The sequence below is a fragment of the Promicromonospora sp. NPDC050249 genome (assembly GCF_040656015.1).
Taxonomy (GTDB): Bacteria; Actinomycetota; Actinomycetes; order Actinomycetales; family Cellulomonadaceae; genus Promicromonospora.
This window is the reverse complement of record NZ_JBFAKY010000002.1, coordinates 264,392-282,402: the sequence shown is the minus strand read 5'-3', so window position 1 is coordinate 282,402 and position 18,011 is coordinate 264,392. Positions and strand designations below refer to the sequence as shown.

12 protein-coding genes are annotated in these 18,011 nt (G+C 72.4%); 8 read left to right on the top strand and 4 right to left on the bottom strand.

The features are described 5' to 3' along the window. The 3 genes from AB0I32_RS02820 to AB0I32_RS02810 all read left to right on the top strand — a co-directional run bounded on the left by AB0I32_RS02820 (position 1) and on the right by AB0I32_RS02810 (position 8,400). Positions 1-993, top strand: coding sequence for an ABC transporter permease (locus tag AB0I32_RS02820; RefSeq protein ID WP_357502615.1), 993 nt, complete (start codon positions 1-3; stop codon positions 991-993). Positions 994-1,053: 60 nt separating this feature from the next. Further along, positions 1,054-2,544: an aldehyde dehydrogenase family protein gene (locus tag AB0I32_RS02815; RefSeq protein WP_357502613.1), complete on the top strand. Its 1,491-nt coding sequence runs from the start codon at positions 1,054-1,056 to the stop codon at positions 2,542-2,544. A gap of 96 nt (positions 2,545-2,640) precedes the next feature. Then, positions 2,641-8,400, top strand: a complete 5,760-nt coding sequence (locus AB0I32_RS02810) for a LamG-like jellyroll fold domain-containing protein (protein WP_357502611.1) — start codon at positions 2,641-2,643, stop codon at positions 8,398-8,400. A gap of 61 nt (positions 8,401-8,461) precedes the next feature. On the opposite strand, the gene AB0I32_RS02805 is transcribed toward AB0I32_RS02810, so the two are convergent. Next, a complete protein-coding gene (locus AB0I32_RS02805) occupies positions 8,462-8,686 on the bottom strand; it encodes a tautomerase family protein (RefSeq protein WP_357502609.1) in 225 nt (74 codons plus the stop codon). A 189-nt stretch (positions 8,687-8,875) separates the two neighbouring features. Between AB0I32_RS02805 and AB0I32_RS02800 the strand changes: the two genes are divergently transcribed. Both AB0I32_RS02800 and AB0I32_RS02795 read left to right on the top strand, forming a co-directional pair. Further along, positions 8,876-9,604: a YcnI family protein gene (locus AB0I32_RS02800; RefSeq protein WP_357502607.1), complete on the top strand. Its 729-nt coding sequence runs from the start codon at positions 8,876-8,878 to the stop codon at positions 9,602-9,604. Next, complete coding sequence (locus AB0I32_RS02795) at positions 9,601-11,304, top strand: CopD family protein (RefSeq protein ID WP_357502605.1); 1,704 nt, start codon at positions 9,601-9,603, stop codon at positions 11,302-11,304. Before AB0I32_RS02800 ends, AB0I32_RS02795 begins: the two co-directional genes overlap by 4 nt. Positions 11,305-11,341: 37 nt before the next feature. On the opposite strand, the gene AB0I32_RS02790 is transcribed toward AB0I32_RS02795, so the two are convergent. Further along, complete coding sequence (locus AB0I32_RS02790) at positions 11,342-12,382, bottom strand: saccharopine dehydrogenase NADP-binding domain-containing protein (RefSeq protein ID WP_357502603.1); 1,041 nt, start codon at positions 12,380-12,382, stop codon at positions 11,342-11,344. Positions 12,383-12,453: 71 nt separating this feature from the next. On the opposite strand from AB0I32_RS02790, the gene AB0I32_RS02785 reads away from it, so the two are divergent. From AB0I32_RS02785 to AB0I32_RS02775, 3 genes are all read left to right on the top strand, one after another. Further along, a complete protein-coding gene (locus AB0I32_RS02785) occupies positions 12,454-13,413 on the top strand; it encodes a helix-turn-helix domain-containing protein (protein ID WP_357502601.1) in 960 nt (319 codons plus the stop codon). Positions 13,414-13,470: 57 nt separating this feature from the next. Further along, positions 13,471-14,301, top strand: coding sequence for a MerR family transcriptional regulator (locus tag AB0I32_RS02780; protein ID WP_357502599.1), 831 nt, complete (start codon positions 13,471-13,473; stop codon positions 14,299-14,301). Between the two features lie 69 nt (positions 14,302-14,370). Beyond that, positions 14,371-15,204, top strand: coding sequence for an alpha/beta hydrolase (locus AB0I32_RS02775; protein WP_357502597.1), 834 nt, complete (start codon positions 14,371-14,373; stop codon positions 15,202-15,204). Between the two features lie 50 nt (positions 15,205-15,254). Here AB0I32_RS02775 and AB0I32_RS02770 read toward each other — a convergent pair whose 3' ends face one another. Together AB0I32_RS02770 and AB0I32_RS02765 are read right to left on the bottom strand one after the other, a co-directional pair. Continuing rightward, on the bottom strand, positions 15,255-17,063 hold the full coding sequence (locus AB0I32_RS02770; RefSeq protein ID WP_357502595.1) for a hypothetical protein: 1,809 nt from the start codon (positions 17,061-17,063) through the stop codon (positions 15,255-15,257). 166 nt (positions 17,064-17,229) lie between these two features. After that, entirely contained in the window at positions 17,230-17,955 is a 726-nt protein-coding gene (locus AB0I32_RS02765) for an SDR family NAD(P)-dependent oxidoreductase (RefSeq protein ID WP_357502592.1), read from the bottom strand. Positions 17,956-18,011 lie beyond the last annotated feature (56 nt).

The following is an 18,011-nucleotide window of genomic DNA, read 5'->3' as shown; positions in this document are numbered from 1 at the left end:
GTGTCCGCACCCGTCCTCACGACGCCGGCCCCCGACGCCGTCGTCCTGGCGCGTCCCACCGTCGGTCAGCGCCTGACGTCGTTCATGCCGGTCATCGCGCTCGTCGTGCTGCTCGCGGCGCTGACGATCGCCGACCCCGGCTTCCTGACCCTGAACAGCCTCACGGCAGCGGTCCGGACCTCGGCGCCGCTCGTCGTGCTCGCGGCCGGCGCCACCCTGGTGGTCCTGTGCGGTGGCATCGACCTGTCGATCGCCGCGCTCTGCTCGCTCGCGACGGTCTTCTTCGCGCTGTGGCTGCCCGACCTCGGCGGGCTCACCACCGTCGCGATCATCGCGGCCACCGCCGCCATCGGGGCGCTGCAGGGTGCGGCCCACGTGCTGCTCCGTATCCCGTCCTTCATCGTCACCCTCGGCGGCATGAGCATCTTCGCCGCGATCGCCCTGGTGATCTCCGACGCCGGGCCGATCCGGGTGGTCGACCGGGACGCCACCAACTGGCTCACGCTCTACGTGGGCGGCGTGGTGCCGATGGCGTTCGTGGTCGCGCTGGTGGTCGTCGCGGTCGTCTCGCTGGTGCTCCGGCTCACCCCGCTCGAGACCTGGGTCCGCGCCACCGGGTACTCCGAGTCGGCGGCCCGGCTGGCCGGCACCCCTGTCGACCTGGTCAAGGTCGCCGCGTTCACCGTCTCGGGTGCGTGCGCGGGCCTGGCCGCCGTCATGCTGGTCTCCCGGAACTTCAGCGGCAGCCCGTCGATGGCCGACAACCTGCTGCTGCCTGCGGTCGCGGCCATCGTGGTGGGTGGCACGGCGATCACAGGCGGCCACGGCTCGCTGTGGCGCAGCCTCGCCGGTGCGCTCGTGGTGACCCTGCTCCGGGTCGGGCTGCCGATCGTCGGCGTGCCGTCGGCGTGGGAGCAGATCCTCTACGGGGCGATCATCGTCGCCGCCGTCGCGCTCACCCTCGACCGGTCGAAGGTCCTGATCATCAAGTAGCCGCGCCCCTGCCTCAGTCCCACGAACGTCCTCGAACCCTAGAAACCACGGAAGGCTCTCATGTCCGAGAATCCCCAGCTCCTGCCCGCCGTCTCCTCGTTCCTCTCCTCGCCCAGGCAGCTGCTGATCGACGGCGAATGGGTGGACGCCAAGGATGGCCAGACCTTTGCGACGGTCAACCCCGCGACCGAGGACGTGCTCGTCCAGGTCGCCCAGGCCTCCGCCGTCGATGCCGACCGCGCGGTGACGGCCGCCCGCAACGCCTTCGAGCACGGCTCCCCGTGGTCGAGGATGACGCCGCGCGACCGCTCGCACCTGCTGTGGCGCATCGGCGACATGATCGACGAGCGCACCGAGGAGTTCGCGCAGCTCGAGTCGCTCGACAACGGGAAGAGCCTCGCGTCCGCCCGCGGCGACGTCGGCGTGGCCGCCGAGCTGTTCCGCTACTTCGCGGGCTGGGCCACCAAGATGGAGGGCACGACGATCCCGATGTCGGTGCCCGGCCGCGACTTCCACGCCTACACGCGCCGCGAGGCGATCGGCGTCGTCGCGGGCATCGTGCCGTGGAACTTCCCGCTCACCATGGCGGCCTTCAAGATCATCCCGTCCATCACGGCGGGCAACACGGTGGTGCTCAAGCCCGCCGAGCAGACGCCGCTCACCGCGCTCCGGCTCGGCGAGCTGCTGCTGGAGGCCGGCGTCCCGGCCGGTGTCGTCAACATCCTGCCCGGGTTCGGGGACGCCGGCGCGGCCCTGGTCGACCACCCCGGTGTCGACAAGGTCGCCTTCACCGGTAGCACCGAGGTGGGCAAGAAGATTGCCGCCGGCGCCTCGAAGAACCTCAAGAAGGTGTCGCTGGAGCTCGGCGGCAAGGCGCCCAACATCATCTTCGCGGACGCCGACCTGGACGCCGCGATCGCCGGCGCAGCGCTGGCCGGCTACTTCAACGAGGGCCAGTGCTGCGTCAACGGCTCGCGCCTGTACGTCCAGCGCGAGGTGTTCGACCAGGTGATCGAGGGCGTCGCCGCGGCGGCCAAGGCCATCAAGGTCGGCGACGCGTTCGACCCGGCGACCACCATGGGGCCGCTCGTCTCGCAGGAGCAGCACGAGAAGGTCATGGGCTACGTCCGCGGAGCGGTCGCCGACGGCGCGACGCTCGCCGCGGGCAGCCCGGAGTCGGCCGCCGACCGCGGCTACTTCTTCTCGCCGACCCTCATCACCGACGTCACCGAGCAGATGGCGGTCCAGACCGACGAGATCTTCGGCCCCGTCATCACCGCCATCCCGTTCGACAGCGAGGACGAGGTGGTCGCGGCCGCCAACAACACGGTCTACGGCCTCGCCGCGGGCGTGTGGTCGAAGGACATCGGCACCGCCCACCGGGTCGGCGGCAGGCTCCGGGCGGGCACGGTCTGGCTCAACACCTGGCACGCGGACGACGTCACCCTCCCGCGGGGCGGCTTCAAGCAGTCCGGCTGGGGCCGCGAGCTGGGGTCGTTCGGCCTCGACGACTACACCGAGCTCAAGACGGTCATCGCAGAGCTGCGCTGACCGTCCGCCGCGGTCCGGGCGGCCGGCCCTGCACGGGCCGGCCGCCCGGGTCGCCGTCATACCCCCTCACAACCCCGTGCGAAAAGGGATTCAACGATGAACCTGCTACGCAGACCTGACCTGCGGCGCCCCGGGCGCCGCCCCCGCCGGGCGCCCGCGCGCCTGGCGGCCATGCTGGCCGCCCTCGCGGTGGCCGTACCCCTCGGGAGCGGCGTCGCGCAGGCCGCCCCCGACACGTCCGCGCAGGCCGCGGTCGGCTCCGTCGACGACGGCGTGCTGCGGGTCCTGCTGTTCTACAAGCCCAACTTCCACGCCTCCCACGTCCAGGCCCGCCAGGCCGTGCGCGACCTCGCCACGCAGCTGGGCACCGAGTACGACCAGCCGGTCGAGATCCAGGAGACCGAGGACCCCGCCGCCTTCACCACGGAGAACCTCGCGACCAAGGACACGGTGGTCTTCGCGCAGACGGGCGGCGTGCTGTTCAACGTGGCCCAGCGCGCGGCGCTCGAGGCCTACATCCGCGGCGGCGGCGGGTACATGGGCATGCACTACGCCGGCTGGTCGGTCGGGCAGAGCGAGCACGACGTGAACCCGTTCTACGCCCGGCTCGTCGGCGCGATGTCCGAAGGGCACCCGGAGAACCCGGCGGTCCGCCCCGGCCGCGTGGTCGTCACGGACGCCGCGCACCCGCTCACCCAGGGGCTGCCCGCCGACTTCACGCGCAGCGACGAGTGGTACGACTGGCTGGTCAACCCGGCCCCTCACGTGCGCACCCTGCTCAACGCCGACGAGTCGTCGTACGGCGGCGGCAACAACGGCACGGACCACCCGATCACCTGGTGCCAGGAGATCGACGAGGGCCGGTCGTGGTACTCGGGGATGGGCCACGAGGGCACCGCGTACGCCGAGGCGCCGATCCGCACGCAGATGAAGAACGGCCTGGCCTACTCCGCGGGCCTGCTGCCCGCAGACTGCTCGCCGCCGGACAAGTCCGAGCAGGGCGCCTGGAGCGGCGTCACGCCCTGGCCGCTGGTCCCGATCAACGCGGCGCTGACGTCCGACGGCAAGGTCCAGTCGTTCGGCAGCGTCTCGTCGGGCTGCACCGACGGCACGCCCTACGACTTCGGCGGCAACTCGTGCGTCACGCAGGGCGGCCAGATGGAGATCGACGTCTGGGACCCCGCTGAGCCGCGCACCACCGCGAACGTGAGCGACAACGTCGTCACGAACTCGACCTACACCGACCTGTTCTGCTCGATGCAGGTCCAGATGCCGCACCGGCGGGCCACGATGACGGTCGGCGGTGACGACAGCCTGGGCGGCAACGCGCCCAACGACGGGTCGCTCGGTGTCACGAGCTACACGACGAACCAGGGCCTGCGCACCGAGGCCCCGATGAACTTCCCGCGCTGGTACCCCACGGGGACCACGCTGCCCGACGGCTCCGTCGTCGTGCAGGGCGGCAGCCTCGAGGGTGGCCCCGGCGGCCCCGGCGTGCTGACCCCGGAGATCTACACGCCGGACGAGGGCAGCTCCTGGAAGCTCCTGGAGGGCGCCACCAGCGCCGCGGCGTACGGCGACGGCGGGAACGGCAACGGGCCCGACGAGAACCGCTGGTGGTACCCGCGCGCGTTCGTCGCGCCGGGCAGTGGCAACGTCTTCAACATCACCGGCACGCAGATGTACGAGCTCGATCCATCGGGCGACGGCGAGGTCATCCTCCGGGGCACCCTGCCGGCGGACGTCGCCAACCAGGGCGGCCTCGGCAACCCGGTCGGCGCCACGTCGACGGCGACCATGTACCGCCCCGGCAAGATCCTGCAGGTGGGCGGCGGCTGGTGGGCCAACGGCGGGGGACCGGCCGGTGCTCGCGCAGGCTTCACCGTCGACATCACCGGCGGCACCGACGCCCCGGTGGTCGAGGCGACCGAGCCGATGAGGCACCAGCGCCACTGGGCCACCTCGACCGTGCTGCCCGACGGCAACGTGATCGTCACCGGCGGCTCGCGGGACAACAACGGCAACGGTGGCTACGTCACCACCGCCGAGATCTGGAACCCCGACACCGGCAGGTGGACGGTGGTGGACGTGCCCTACGAGCACGCCCGCCTCTACCACTCGACCGCGCTGCTCCTGCCGGACGGTCGCCTGATGGTGGGCGGCGGCGGCACGCCGGGCCCGCGCAACTACACGGACGTGGAGTTCTACTCCCCGGCCTACCTGTTCGACGGCAACCAGCCGGCGGCGCGTCCGGAGGTCACGGGCGTCCCGAAGAAGGTGGGCTACGACGGCACCTTCGACGTGCAGGCCGACGCCGGGGTCTCCCGGGTCACGCTGGTCCGCAACGGGTCGGTGACGCACGGGTTCAACAACGACCAGAACTTCCAGGACCTGGCGTTCGCCCAGGAGGGCGGCAACCTCACCATCGAGACGCCGGTCGACGGCACCTACGCCCCGCCCGGTGCATACATGCTCTTCGTGTTCGACGAGGACGGCACGCCCTCGGTGGCCGACATCGTCCAGATCGACCCGACGGTCGAGATGGACGCCCGGGCCCCGCACCTGGTCGACCAGCTCGAGTACCCGCGCATCCCGGCCGAGTGGCGCTCCGCCAACCCGCCGGCAGTGGTGGACGTCGAGCCCGGCAACGGCCGGATGTCCCCGTGGGAGGTCGACAGCGAGGTCCAGCTGGTCCGCGCCGCGGCCTCCAGCCAGGGCGGCCTCGGCGGCACCGGCTACCACCTCGGTATGGGCAGCGAGGGCAGCCTGACGCGCACGGTCCAGGGTCTCGACCCGGGCCGTGAGTACCGCCTCTCGCTGCGCTACGCCCGCGACAGCCGGTCCGCCGGTACAGCACCCGGCACGGCAGACCTCTCGATCGGCGACCTGTCGGCGACCCTGTCGGCGGCTCCGGACCTTTCGTCGCAGAGCAAGTTCGGCAAGTACGTCGGCACCTTCGTGGCCGGCGCACGGTCGCAGGACCTGACCATCACCGCCGGGGACTCCGGCGCGGGCGTCATGATCGACGACCTGGTGATCGTGGGCTCCGACCCCGGCGCCTCCGACGTCCCCGTGCACTACGAGTTCGAGGAGGGCTCCGGTACTCGGGCCGCCAACAGCGGGACCGACATGGCCGTGGGTGCTGCCACCCTGACCGGCGCGACCGGCTGGAGCGAGAACGGCGTGTTCGGCGGCGCGCTCGGCCTCACCGGCGGCGCCAACGCCAACGCGGCGGACCTGCCGGACAACCTGCTCCAGGGCGAGGAGAACTTCACCACCTCGTTCTGGGTGCGGCCCGACACCAAGGCGAACTGGATCGGTCTGTTCCACCTCGGGGACGGCCTCGCGGACGCGGGCAGCTTCTTCCAGATCCAGATGCAGACCAACGCCGCCGGTGCCACCGGCCTCGCGGCCACGTTCAAGGCCAAGGGCGCCGCTCTGCAGGAACGGGTCTACGCCACGCCGACCCGTGACGTCGTGGCCGGCGAGTGGAACCACGTCGCGTTCACCCGCCAGGGTGCGACCGGCACGCTCTACCTCAACGGCGAGCCCATCGCGTCCCGCGACGACCTGACGATCGACATGACCGACGTCGGGCCGACGGCCAACAACTGGCTGGGCCGCAACGGCTTCCCGGACCCGGCGTACGACGGCCTCATGGACGACGTCCGCGTCTACTCCTCGACCCTCGGCGACGCCGAGATCGCGGCCCTGTACGACGACGGCACCGCGCTCGCCACGACCACGACGGTCACGGTCGAGCCGGTCTCCCCGTCGCCGTTCGCCGAGCCGGTCACGGTCACTGGTGCCTTCACGGCCGCGAGCGGCGGAGCCCCCGCGGGCGTCGCCGAGCTGTGGGTCGACGGCTCCCGCCTCGGGGGTCAGGCCGACGTGGCCGACGGCGCGGTGTCGTTCACCGACGTCGCGCTCTCCCCGGGTGAGCACGACGTGGAGGTCCGCTTCCTCGCCGACGACGGGTGGCGCGACTCCGCGCAGACCGTCAAGCACACGGTCGAGCGACCGCCGCCCGGCGAGGGGACGCCGATCCACTACGCGTTCGACGAGGGCCAGGGCACGACGGCGGCCAACACCGGCCTGGACAGCTCGGTCGGGTCGGCGACGCTCGGCGGGTCTGCGGGCTGGACCCCTGACGGGCGGTTCGGTGCGGGTATCAACCTGCCCGGCGGCGCGTCGGGCACGGGCAACCAGGTAGAGCTGCCGGACAACCTCGACGCGGGCATGGACGACCAGTTCAGCGTGTCGATCTGGGCCCGCCCGGACGCCCTGCCCACGTGGGTGCCGCTGCTGCAGATCGGCAGCAGCACCGACACGTTCTTCCTGCTCCAGTCCAACACGCAGACCAGCGGAGCCACCGGCTTCGCCGCGACGTTCAAGGCGCCGGGCACCCCGGGCAGCGCCCAGGAGCGTCTGGTGCTGGGCCAGGGCAACGACCTGCCGCTGAACGAGTGGACGCACGTGGTGTTCACCCAGAGCGGGTCGGTCGGGAAGATCTACTTCGACGGCGAGCTGCAGGCCACGCGCAACGACTTCACCGTCAGCATCGGTGACATCGGCGTGGGCGGGCAGACGACGACCAACCTCATCGGCGGTACCAGCTGGCCGGACGCCCGCTGGGACGGCCTGGTCGACGACTTCCGGATGTTCGGGTACGAGCTGACCGCCGAGCAGGTGGCCCAGCTGACCGCCGGCCCGGCGGCCAACGTGGCCCCGGTCGGCGCCGCCGATGCCTATGGCACCGTCGAGGACGAGCCGCTCACGGTGGAGGCGCCGGGTCTCCTGGCGAACGACACCGACGTCGACGGCGACGACCTGACCGCTACCGGGCTCACGCAGCCGGCCCACGGCGACGTCGTCCTGGAGGCGGACGGTTCGTTCACCTACACGCCCGACAGCGGGTACTTCGGGACGGACACCTTCACCTACAAGGCGTCCGACGGCGCGGCGACGTCGGCGGCGACGATCGTGACCATCACCGTCGAAGAGGGTGAGCAGCCGCCGGTCAACACGGCACCGGTGGCGGGTGCCGACGCCTACGCCGCCGTGGGCGGGCAGCCGCTCATCCTCCCGGCGCCGGGTGTGCTGGCCAACGACACGGACGCCGACGGCAATGTCCTCACCGCCACCGGGGTGACCCAGCCCGCCAACGGCAAGGTCACGCTGGCGGCGGACGGGTCCTTCACCTACACCTCCGACGCCGGGTTCTCCGGCAAGGACGTCTTCACCTATCGGGCCGACGACGGGGAGGACCTCTCCGCGGCGGCCACGGTGACCATCACGGTGAAGTCACCGGCGGTGACGGCGGTGGCCGGGGTCGCCCTGCCGATCACGTACGGCACGGCGGGCACGGTCTCGGTGGCGGTCTCACCGGACACGGCGACGGGCTCGGTCGAGCTGTTCGACGGCGAGACCAAGCTCGCGACGGCCACCATCGCGGACGGGCGGGGAACCCTCGTCCTGCCTGCCACCTCGCTCCGGCCCGGGGTCTACGACCTCACCCTGCGCTACGGGGGCGACACCGATCACCGGGCGTCGTCGTCGAGGGTCCGGGTAGTGGTGGAGAAGGTGATGCCGACCATGGAGATCACGGCGGCGAAGGCCGCCGGGAACAAGGCGGTCGTCACCGTGTCGCTCACCGCACCGTACGACGTCCGGGTGACCGGCCAGGTGCGGCTGGCCGTCCAGGGTGGGCAGACGCTCACTGCGGCGATAGAGAACGGTCGAGCCCGGTTCGAGGTGCCCCGGCCACGGAACGGTGACCTGACGCTGACGTCGACCTACCTCGGCAGTGAGCTCGCGCTCGCGGCGGAGACCAAGGTGACGCTCAGGCTGAAGTAGGAAGCAGCGTGGGCCCGGAGGACGAATCCTCCGGGCCCACGCTGTCTCACTTTCTTCGAGGTCAGTCGTCCGCGAGGGCGGCGACCACGCCCGCGCGGCTCTCGTCCTCGCTGGCGAGCACGCCGCCGTTGGCGACGATGTCGGGGGTGATCTCGCTGAAGACCATGCGGACGTCCTGGCGGCGGGCGCCCAGGATCTCGACGGCGCTCTCGGCGACGGCCTTGGCGAACTCGCGACGCTGGTCGAGGGTGCGGCCGGCCAGCAGCTCGACGGTGATGTTGGGCATTTCTTCCCTCCGGTGGCGGCCGCTCCGCACACTGCAGCGTGTTCACGGAGGCGACCTTGGTTCGGTGACATGAACCACCGTACGTGTGCCGGAACGCGTCGTCTACGTTTTCGCCCATCGAGTTCACACTCTTGACAGCGGTTCGACCCGCTGGTTTGGTGTGCGAACCATCTCCACCCAGGAGTCACCATGAATCGCAGGACCGCCCTCCGTCGCGCGACCCTGACCGGACTCGCCGCCGCTGGCATCGTGGCCCTCGGGACGACGTCGGCGATGGCGCACGTGACCATCACCCCGTCCACCACGGCGGCGGGCGCGACGGCCGACCTCCGCGTCGAGATCCCCCACGGGTGCGTCGGGTCGGCGACGACGGCGATCACCATCCGGGTGCCCGAGGGCGTCTCGGACGTGACCGCCTCCGGTACCGGCCGCTGGGCGGTCGAGCAGGCAGCGGACGCCGTGACCTGGACGACCGACGAGCCGCTCCCGGACGCCGAGCACGCAGAGGTCGAGTTCTCCGTGCGCCTGCCCGACGACGACGGCGCGACGCTCGTCTTCCCCGTCATCCAGCGGTGCGAGCAGGGCGAGGCGGCCTGGACCGAGGTCGCCGAGCACGGGGAGGGTCACGAGGGGCTCGAGAGGCCGGCGCCCGTCCTCGTCGTGACGCCCGGCGAGCCGGGGGCGGGGAGCGAGACCGCCGATGCTGATGCCGAGGCGAGTGCGAGTCCCGGTACCGAGGCACCGACGGAGACGGCGGACGCCGCCTCGCCCAGCGCGCCCGCCGGGACCGAGGTCGCCGGCGGCGCCGCGGACGCCGACGCGCGGAACCCCCTGATCGCCTACGGTGCGGCGGGCGTCCTGGTCGCGGGCGTCCTGGCGGGCGGGGCGGTCCTGCTGCGCCGTCGGCGACGCCCATGACGTCCCGGGGCGTGGGGCGGCGCAGCGGCAGCTGGCTGCTCCTGCTCGCCGTCGTCTGCGCGCTGCTGCTCGGCCCGGCAGTCAGCGCCTCCGCCCACGCGACCCTCGTGCGCACCGACCCGGCGCACGGCGCGGTGCTGGAGACCGCCCCCGAGCGGATCACGTTCGGCTTCAACGAGTCCGTGATCGGCGTCCCGACCGGGATCAAGGTGTTCGACGCGACCGGGGAGGAGGTCGCCTCCTCGGCCTCGGTGCGCGGGTCGGAGCTCTTCGTGGACCTCGACGAGGAGGTCGGCGAGGGCACGCTGGTGGTCGTCTGGCGCCTCGTGTCGGAGGACGGGCACCCGATCGGCGGCTCCCTGAGCTTCTCCGTCGGTGCCCCCAGCGACGTGGTGGACGTGCCGTCCGCCGACGCCGACGCGGGCACCGACGCGCCCTTCGCCCTCGGCCTGGTCCGCGGGCTCGGCTACGTGGGCCTCCTCGTGGCCGCCGGGGTGGCGGCCTTCACCGTCCTGTTCCTGCCGCGCGACGGCGGCGCCGACCGCTCGCGCGCGCGGCTCCGGCCGGTCGCGCGGGTGGCGGCCGGTGTCGCGGCGCTCGGCTGGGGGCTGGCCGTGCCGCTGGTCGCGCTGTACCAGCTCGGCGTGCCGGCCTCGGCGATCACCGAGGGCTCCACCTGGTCGGCGCTCGCGCCCGGCGAGTACGCCGTCCCCGCGGTCGTCGTCGCGGGGCTCGCGCTGGCCGCCGGGGCGCTCCCGGCGTCCGCCGCCCCCGGCCGGGCGAGGGCCACCCTCGTGCTGGCCGGCAGCGTGCTCGCGGTCACCGCGCCCGCGTTCACCGGGCACACGCGAGCCGCCACGCCCGAGGCCCTGGTGGTCGGCGTGGACGTGCTGCACCTGGCCGCGGGAACGATGTGGCTCGGCGGCCTCGTGGCGATCGCCCTCGTGCTCGGGGACCTCGCGCGCGGAGACTCCGGCGCCGTCGTGCTCGGCAGGTTCTCGGCCTGGGCCGCGGGGCTGCTCGCGGTGCTCGTGGTCGCCGGGACGTTCCTGGCCTGGCGGATCGCCGGGTCCTGGGACGCGCTCCTCGACTCCGGCTACGGGGCCCTCCTCCTCGTGAAGGTCCTCGCCGCGCTGGTCGCCGTCGCCATCGCGGCGTGGAACAGGTTCGCCCTGCTGCCACGCCTCCGCACGGCGCCACGCCCCGGCACCAAGCCGAGTACCAAGCCGGGTACCAAGCAGCGCGACCGGGGCTTCCCCGCCACGCCGCTGGTTCGGACGGCGCTCGCGGAGGCGGGGGTGCTGGTCGTCGTCCTGCTGGTCACCGGCTTCCTGGTGGACCGGAGCCCCGAGACGGCCGCCACCTCCGTCGAGGAGTCGGCGGCGACCGCAGGGGAGGACGTGGTGCTGGGCCAGATCTCGGCGCGGATCGCCCTGGATCCGCCGGCCGTCGGTCCGGCCACCCTCACCATCACGATGACCGACGCCCTCGGGGAGCCCGCCGAGGGCTACGAGGCGCCGCGGCTCAGCCTGAGGTCCGGCGAGGTGGATCTCGGAGAGGTGCAGGTCGCCTCGCTCGCTCCGGGTGTCTACGCCGGCGAGGTGGTGCTGCCGACCGGGGGCGAGTGGGAGGTGCAGGTGTCGCTGCGCACCACCGAGTTCGACAACCCGGTGCGGACGGTGACGTTCCGTGTGCCCTGACGTTCCGTGTGCCCTGACGTTCCGGGTGCCCTGACGGTCACACGGCGTCGAGCGGCGCTCCCACCGTGAGGTGCGGGGCCAGCGCGCGCAGGAAGTCGGCGGCGTCGAAGGCCGCTCCGGCCGAGACGACACCGGTGCTCCGGGCCCGCCCGGTGAGGATGCGGTCGACGGCTTCCACCGCGAGCGGGGCGCTGATGGCGTAGATGTCCTGGCCGGACGCGGTCAGCCGGCGTTCCGCCCCGCCGGAGCGGACGACGACGTCGACGACGAAGGTCTGTGCGGACCGGCCCCGGTCGTCCACGGCCGCCGGGGCGGCGGCGTCCGGTGCGGCGAGGTCCGCGGCGGCGACCGCGGTCATGTAGGTCGTCACCTCGGGGACCACCAGGTGGCTCGGGACGGTGACGACGTCGGCCATGGTGAACTCACCGATGACCCGCTGGGGTCCCAGCGGTTCCGGGAACGGCCACCGAAGGGTCGGGCGTGCGTCGTCGTGGTACTGCAGCCGCCCCTGGGTGAAGCGGACCCCGCGGCCGCCGCGGCGGCCGTCCGAGACCGTGCCCGCGGCGAGCGTGCCCGCCGTCGGGTGCCAGCTGCTGAGGCCGTAGGCGACGTGCACCTCGTCGGCCGCCGTCCAGTCGCCCGCCGCTACCGTCACGAGCAGGTCGCCCAGCCCGCCGAAGAAGGCCATCGCCGGGACCACGACGGTGCCCGCCTCGCGAGCGCGCTCCCCGAAGTGCTCGAACGTGTCGACGTTGGCCTCGATCTCGGCCGCGACGTCCACGTATGGGATCCCCGCCCGGAGCGCCGCCTCGACCACCGGGGCGGCGGTCGCCGCGAACGGCCCCGCGCAGTTGATCACGGCGGCCGCGCCGGCGAGCGCCCGGTCGAGCGAGGCGGGGTCGTCGGCGGAGGCCTGGCGGCTCTCGAGACCCGGCAGTGCCGAGGAGAGTGCCGAGAGCTTCGCGGGGTCCCGACCGATCAGGACCGGGACGTACCCCCGCCCCAGCAGCTCGGCGACCACAAAGCGTCCGGTGTGCCCGTAGGCCCCGAAGACTGCCACGTTCAGGTTCGTCGTCATGTGGACGATCCTGTCGCGGGCTCCGGCCGCTGCCCAGTGTCCAGAACGACATGATGCGTACACTTTCGGACATGACGCCCGCACCACGCTCCGTCGCGATCGCCGCCACCGACGGGATGCTCCACTTCGAGCTGGCCATCGCCTTCGAGGTCTTCGGTTCCGCGCCGGACGCCGTCCCCGGCCCCTGGTACGACGTCGCCGTGTGCGGGTCGCACACCGTGCGGGCGGGGCACTTCATGATCGAGCCGGACCACGGGCTCGACCGGCTGGCACAGGCGGAGACGGTGATCGTGCCCGCCGTGGCCGACGTCGACCAGGCGCCGCCGGGCGACCTCGTCGAGGCCGTCCGCGCGGCCCACCGGGCCGGCGCACGCGTCGCGTCCCTGTGCACGGGCGCGTTCGTCCTGGCCGCCGCGGGACTGCTGGACGGGCGGCGGGCGACCACGCACTGGGCCCACGCGCAGGACCTCGCCACCCGCTATCCCCGGGTGACGGTCGATCCCAGCGTGCTCTACGTCGACGAGGGCACCGTCCTGACGTCGGCCGGCAAGGCCGCGGCGATGGACCTGTCGCTGCACATGGTCCGCCGCGACCACGGGTCGGCGATCGCCAACGTGGTCGCGCGTCGCCTGGTGGTGCCCCCGCACCGGCCGGGCGGCCAGGCGCAGTACGTCGCGACGCCGGTGCCCGCGCGGGACGGGCACGCCCTCGCGGACCTGCTGCCCTGGATCGTGCAGCGGCTCGATCAGCCGCTCACGGTCGAGGACCTCGCCCGCCAGGCGAACATGAGCTCGCGCCACCTGGCCCGCAACTTCCACGCCGTCACCGGCACGACGCCGCTGCAGTGGCTGCTCACGCAGCGGATCGGGCGCGCCCGGGAGCTCCTGGAGTCCACCGACGACGGGATCGACACGGTCGCGTCCGCTGCGGGTATGGGGACGGCGGCCACGCTGCGCCGCCACTTCCAGCGAGCGGTGGGCGTCGCGCCCGACGCCTACCGGCGCACCTTCCGCACGGCACGCTCGGCCTAGCCCCTGCGGCCCGGCCGCGCTTGACCTTGTGGCTGCTGCAACCTCGATCCTGGAGTCATGCTCACCATCAGCGACTTCAGCGAGATGTGCTACCTGTCGCCCCAGACCCTGCGCTACTACCACTCCGAGGGCCTGCTGGTCCCGGCCGACGTCGATCCGCAGACCGGCTACCGCTCGTACACGTTCGACCAGGTCGAACAGGCGATGCTGATCACGAGCCTGCGTGGCACGGGGATGAGCGTCAAGCTCGTGCGGCGTGCCCTCGACGAGCCCGCAGAGGCGCCCGCGCTGCTGCGGGAGCACGCCGCCGAGGTGGCGGCCCAGCGGCAGCTGCAGGACGAGGCGATCAGCGACGCACGCATGCTCGTCGGCTCGCGGCCGGAGGCGCGCCTGCGGCACGTCCCGGAGGCGACGGTGGTGTCGCGGCTGGTGACCGTCGAGTCCGGGCTCGACCGGTACGACTGGGCGGCCGCCGAGGCCACGCTCGCCGCCGCCGTCGACGACCTGGTCGCGACCGTCGGGTCGTGCGGCGCCGTCGTCGCCGGAACGCCCTGGCGTGGCTGGACGCGCGGGACCGAGGAGCAGCGGCAGGGTGCCGACGGGCCGCCCTGGCTGGTGACCGTGCCCGTCGAGGCGGACGAGAAGGCGCTGGCGGCCCTGCCCGACGACGTGGGGGTGCACACCTTCGAGGCCCGCGAGGAGCTGTCGATCTTCCTCCCGGGCAAGAGCTCGATGGCCAAGTTCGCCACCGCGATGTCCCGCCTCACGACGCACCCCCTCGACGCCGCCTACGTCGACTTCTCCCGCATGCGCCAGGTGCTGCACGACGACGGCGTGGAGACGGCGATGGCCGTGCGGCAGCTCGAGGACGCCGACCTGGCCGGATGATTCTTCGTTGAACGAGCCCGAGGCCTGTGCGAGGGTGAAATTGACACCCACACGAAAGGATCGAGGCACATGGACCGGCTCAGTGACGACTCCTGGGAGCTGCCCGGCGTGTTCGAGTACGAGGGTCAGCCCGTCCGCTGGCACGCGATCGGTGCCGGCGAACCGCTGGTGCTGCTGCACGGCACCCCGTTCTCCTCCGTCGTGTGGCGGCGCATCGCCCCGCTCCTCGCGCGACGGCGCCGGGTGTACTACTACGACCTCGTCGGTTACGGACGCTCGCACAAGGAGGACGGCCAGGACGTCTCGCTCGGTGTGCAGAACCGGCTCTTCGAGAGGCTGCTCACGCACTGGGGGCTGGAGCGCCCCGACGTGGTCGCGCACGACTTCGGCGGGGCGACCGCGCTGCGCACCCATCTGCTGGACGGGCGCGACTACCGGACGCTCACCCTGATCGATCCCGTGGCGCTCAGCCCGCACGGGTCGCCGTTCGTGCAGACCGCCCGCCGGCACGAGCAGGCGTTCGTCGAGCTGCCTGCCTACATCCACGACGCGCTCCTGCGCGCGTACGTCGCGGGCGCGGTGCACCGCACGCTGTCGGAGGAGGAGATGCTGCGTTACACCACGCCGTGGACAGGGGAGGTCGGCCAGGCGGCGTTCTACCGGCAGATCGCCCAGATGCGGGACGAGTACACCGACGAGATCCAGGACCGCTACGACGAGATGCGCTGCCCCGTCACGATCCTGTGGGGCGAGCAGGATGCGTGGGTGCCGCTGGAGCGAGGGCGGGAGCTGGCGCGGCGCATCGGTGGGGATCTCCGGACCGTGGCGTACGCCGGGCACCTCGTCCCGGAGGACGCGCCTGAGGCGGTCGTCGCGACGGTGCTCGAGGCCCTGGGCGAATGACGCGTGGGGATCCCGCCCGAGCGGGATCCCCACGCGGACCCGGCCGGCGATCAGCCGGAGATGTTGCCCTGCACGCGGTAGCCGGCACCGTCGCCGGAGATCAGGACGTCGATCGGTTGCGGCCGGTACGGCCCCACGTTCAGCTGGGAGCTGGACATGGCCGGGAGCAGCTGGCCGAGCGAGTCGTCGACTCCCGCGAACACGTGCGCGTGGAACCCGATGATGTCGTCGGGGTCCGTGAAGGACTGGAGCCAGATGCTCAAGCCCTCCCACACCGAGACCTTGAGCGCACTGATGACGTTCTGCACGGCCGTCCCGAGGTTCGCCCGCACCTCGCCGGCGATCACGTCGGGTTCGGCGAGGAGGTTCGACACGAGCTGGCCGCCCTCGACCAGCCGGGCGAGCTCGTTGTGCAGCGCGTCCTTGAGCTTGTCGATCTGGTCCCGGATCTCGCCGAACGGCGTGGCGTCGCTCTCCAGCGCGATGACGAACGCGCCGAACACCTCGGGGAAGGTGCCGGCTATCAGCGCGTCCCGCGACACGATCTGGATGCCGGGGAAGAAGAGCTCTCCCATCGACGCCGGGACGCCGACGGAGTCGCCGGCGTCGTCGAGGTCGTCGAGCTCGTGCAGGTCCCTGCCCCAGAACACCTGGGTGCTGCCGGGCGTCCGGAACCGCGAGCGGAAGCCGACGGTCACGAGGTACGGCTCGTCGCCGTCGCTGAGGAAGCCGTCCTCCTGGACGTCGTCCGCGACGATCCGTTCGATCCGGAAGCGCACTCCAGGCGGGACGGTGATGGGGAACCAGTTGTCGGCGACGCCGGACCACGGGTGCCCGTCGTGCCACCACGACGAGTAGACGCGCCCGTCGTTTCCCGTGATGAACAGGTCGAGGTGGTTGGGGAACCGGGCGACCGCGGCGATGGGTGCGCCGGCGGGGAAGAATCCGCCGATGGCTCCCCAGTTGTCTGCGGCGCCGGACCAGTTGTGGCCCTCGTGCCACCAGGAGGTGTAGACCCGCCCGTCGTTGCCGGTGATGAACAGGTCGAGGTGGTCCGGCGTCCGGGAGACGGCGGCGACGGGTGCGCCCGCGGGGAAGAATCCGCCGATGGATGCCCAGTTGTCTGCGGCGCCGGACCAGTTGTGGCCCTCGTGCCACCAGGACGTGTACACGCGCCCGTCGTTCCCCGTGACGAAGACGTCGAGGTGGTCGGGCACCCGGGCGAGTGCGGCCAGCGGCGCGCCGGGCGGGAAGAATCCGCCGATCGACGCCCAGTTGTCTGCGGCCCCGGACCAGTTGTGGCCCTCGTGCCACCAGGACGTGTACACCCGCCCGTCGTTCCCCGTGATGAACAGGTCGAGGTGGTTGGGGAACCGGGCGACGGCGGCGATGGGTGCGCCGGCGGGGAAGAACCCGCCGATCGGCGTCCAGTTGTCGGCGACACCGGACCAGGGATGGCCCTCGTGCCACCAGGACGTGTAGACCCGTCCGTCGTTCCCGGTGACGAACAGGTCCAGGTGGTCGGGTGTGCGGGAGATGACGGTGATGGGCGCACCGGGCGGGAAGAACCCGCCGATCGGCGCCCAGTTGTCGGCGGCGCCCGACCAGGGCTGGCCGTCGTGCCACCAGGAGGTGTAGACCCGGCCGTCGTTGCCGGTGACGAACAGGTCCAGGTGGTTCGGCATGCGGCTGACCGACGCGACGTGCGCGCCGGCCGGGAAGAATCCGCCGAGCGAGAACTTCCCCGACCAGGGCAGGCCGTCGTGCCACCAGCTTGATGTGACGCGCCCGTCGCCCTCGATCCAGAACACGTCGAGGTGCTCCGGGACTCGGGCGAGCGCGCTGATTCCGTTGGCCATCATTGGCTCCTTGCGCGGATGGTGCATGTGAGATCGGACAGGGGGCGATCGACGCTTGCGGGCCCGTCCGGCGCCAGTTGCTCCACCACGTAGGGAGTTCTTCCGATGGCGTTTGTGCCTGTGCAGGTCAGGGGCCAAGCCCCCGCTGACCGGCGTCGGCCCGCCGTCAGAGCGAGGTGCCGGTTTCCTGCGCGAGCACCTGGAGAAGCCGGTCCTGGAAGGCCGTGTCGTGAACCGCCGCGTGCGGCTCCCGGCGCTCCTGGTGGTACCAGTAGCCGCCGGTGGTGAGCGCCTCCGGGTCGTCGCTGGTGACCAGCCACTCCTGGGTGCGGTGGCCCAGCTCGAGATCGTCCGGCGCGCCCGGCCCACCCATCCGCGTCGGTACCCAGCCCGGGTCGACGGCGTTGCTCGGCACGCCGGGGCGCAGGCGTGCCACGGCGGCGGCCAGGGCGGTGACGAAGAGCTTGCTGTCGCCGTACGAGCCCGGCGTGCGGCCCGACCAGTCGACGCCGTCCAGCACGGGGCGGCCGCTGAAGTGCGAACCGCTGCTGAGATACACCAGGCGGCGAGGCCCGGGCAGCAGGGCCGTGAGGAGGTACGGGGCGACGACGTTCACCGGCATGACGGCGCGCCCGCTCCACACCCCGGCGTTGTGCACGACGGCGTCCAGCGGGGCGGCGTCCGCCAGCTCGGCGGCGATGGCGCGCACGGCGTCCCGGTCGGCGAAGTCGCCCACCACGACGTGCGCACCCCGGTCGACGAGGTCGCTCAGGTCCGCGGCACGGCCCGGGTTCCGGGCGTGCACCACCACCTCGTGCCCCTGCGAGAGAAGGGTGTCGGCCGCCGTGCGGCCCAGTCCGTCCGCGGAGCCGGTGACCAGGATCCGGCTCATGGCTGCACCTCGTACGCGCACTGGTTCATGGTCTCCACGCTACGACGTCAGCGAGG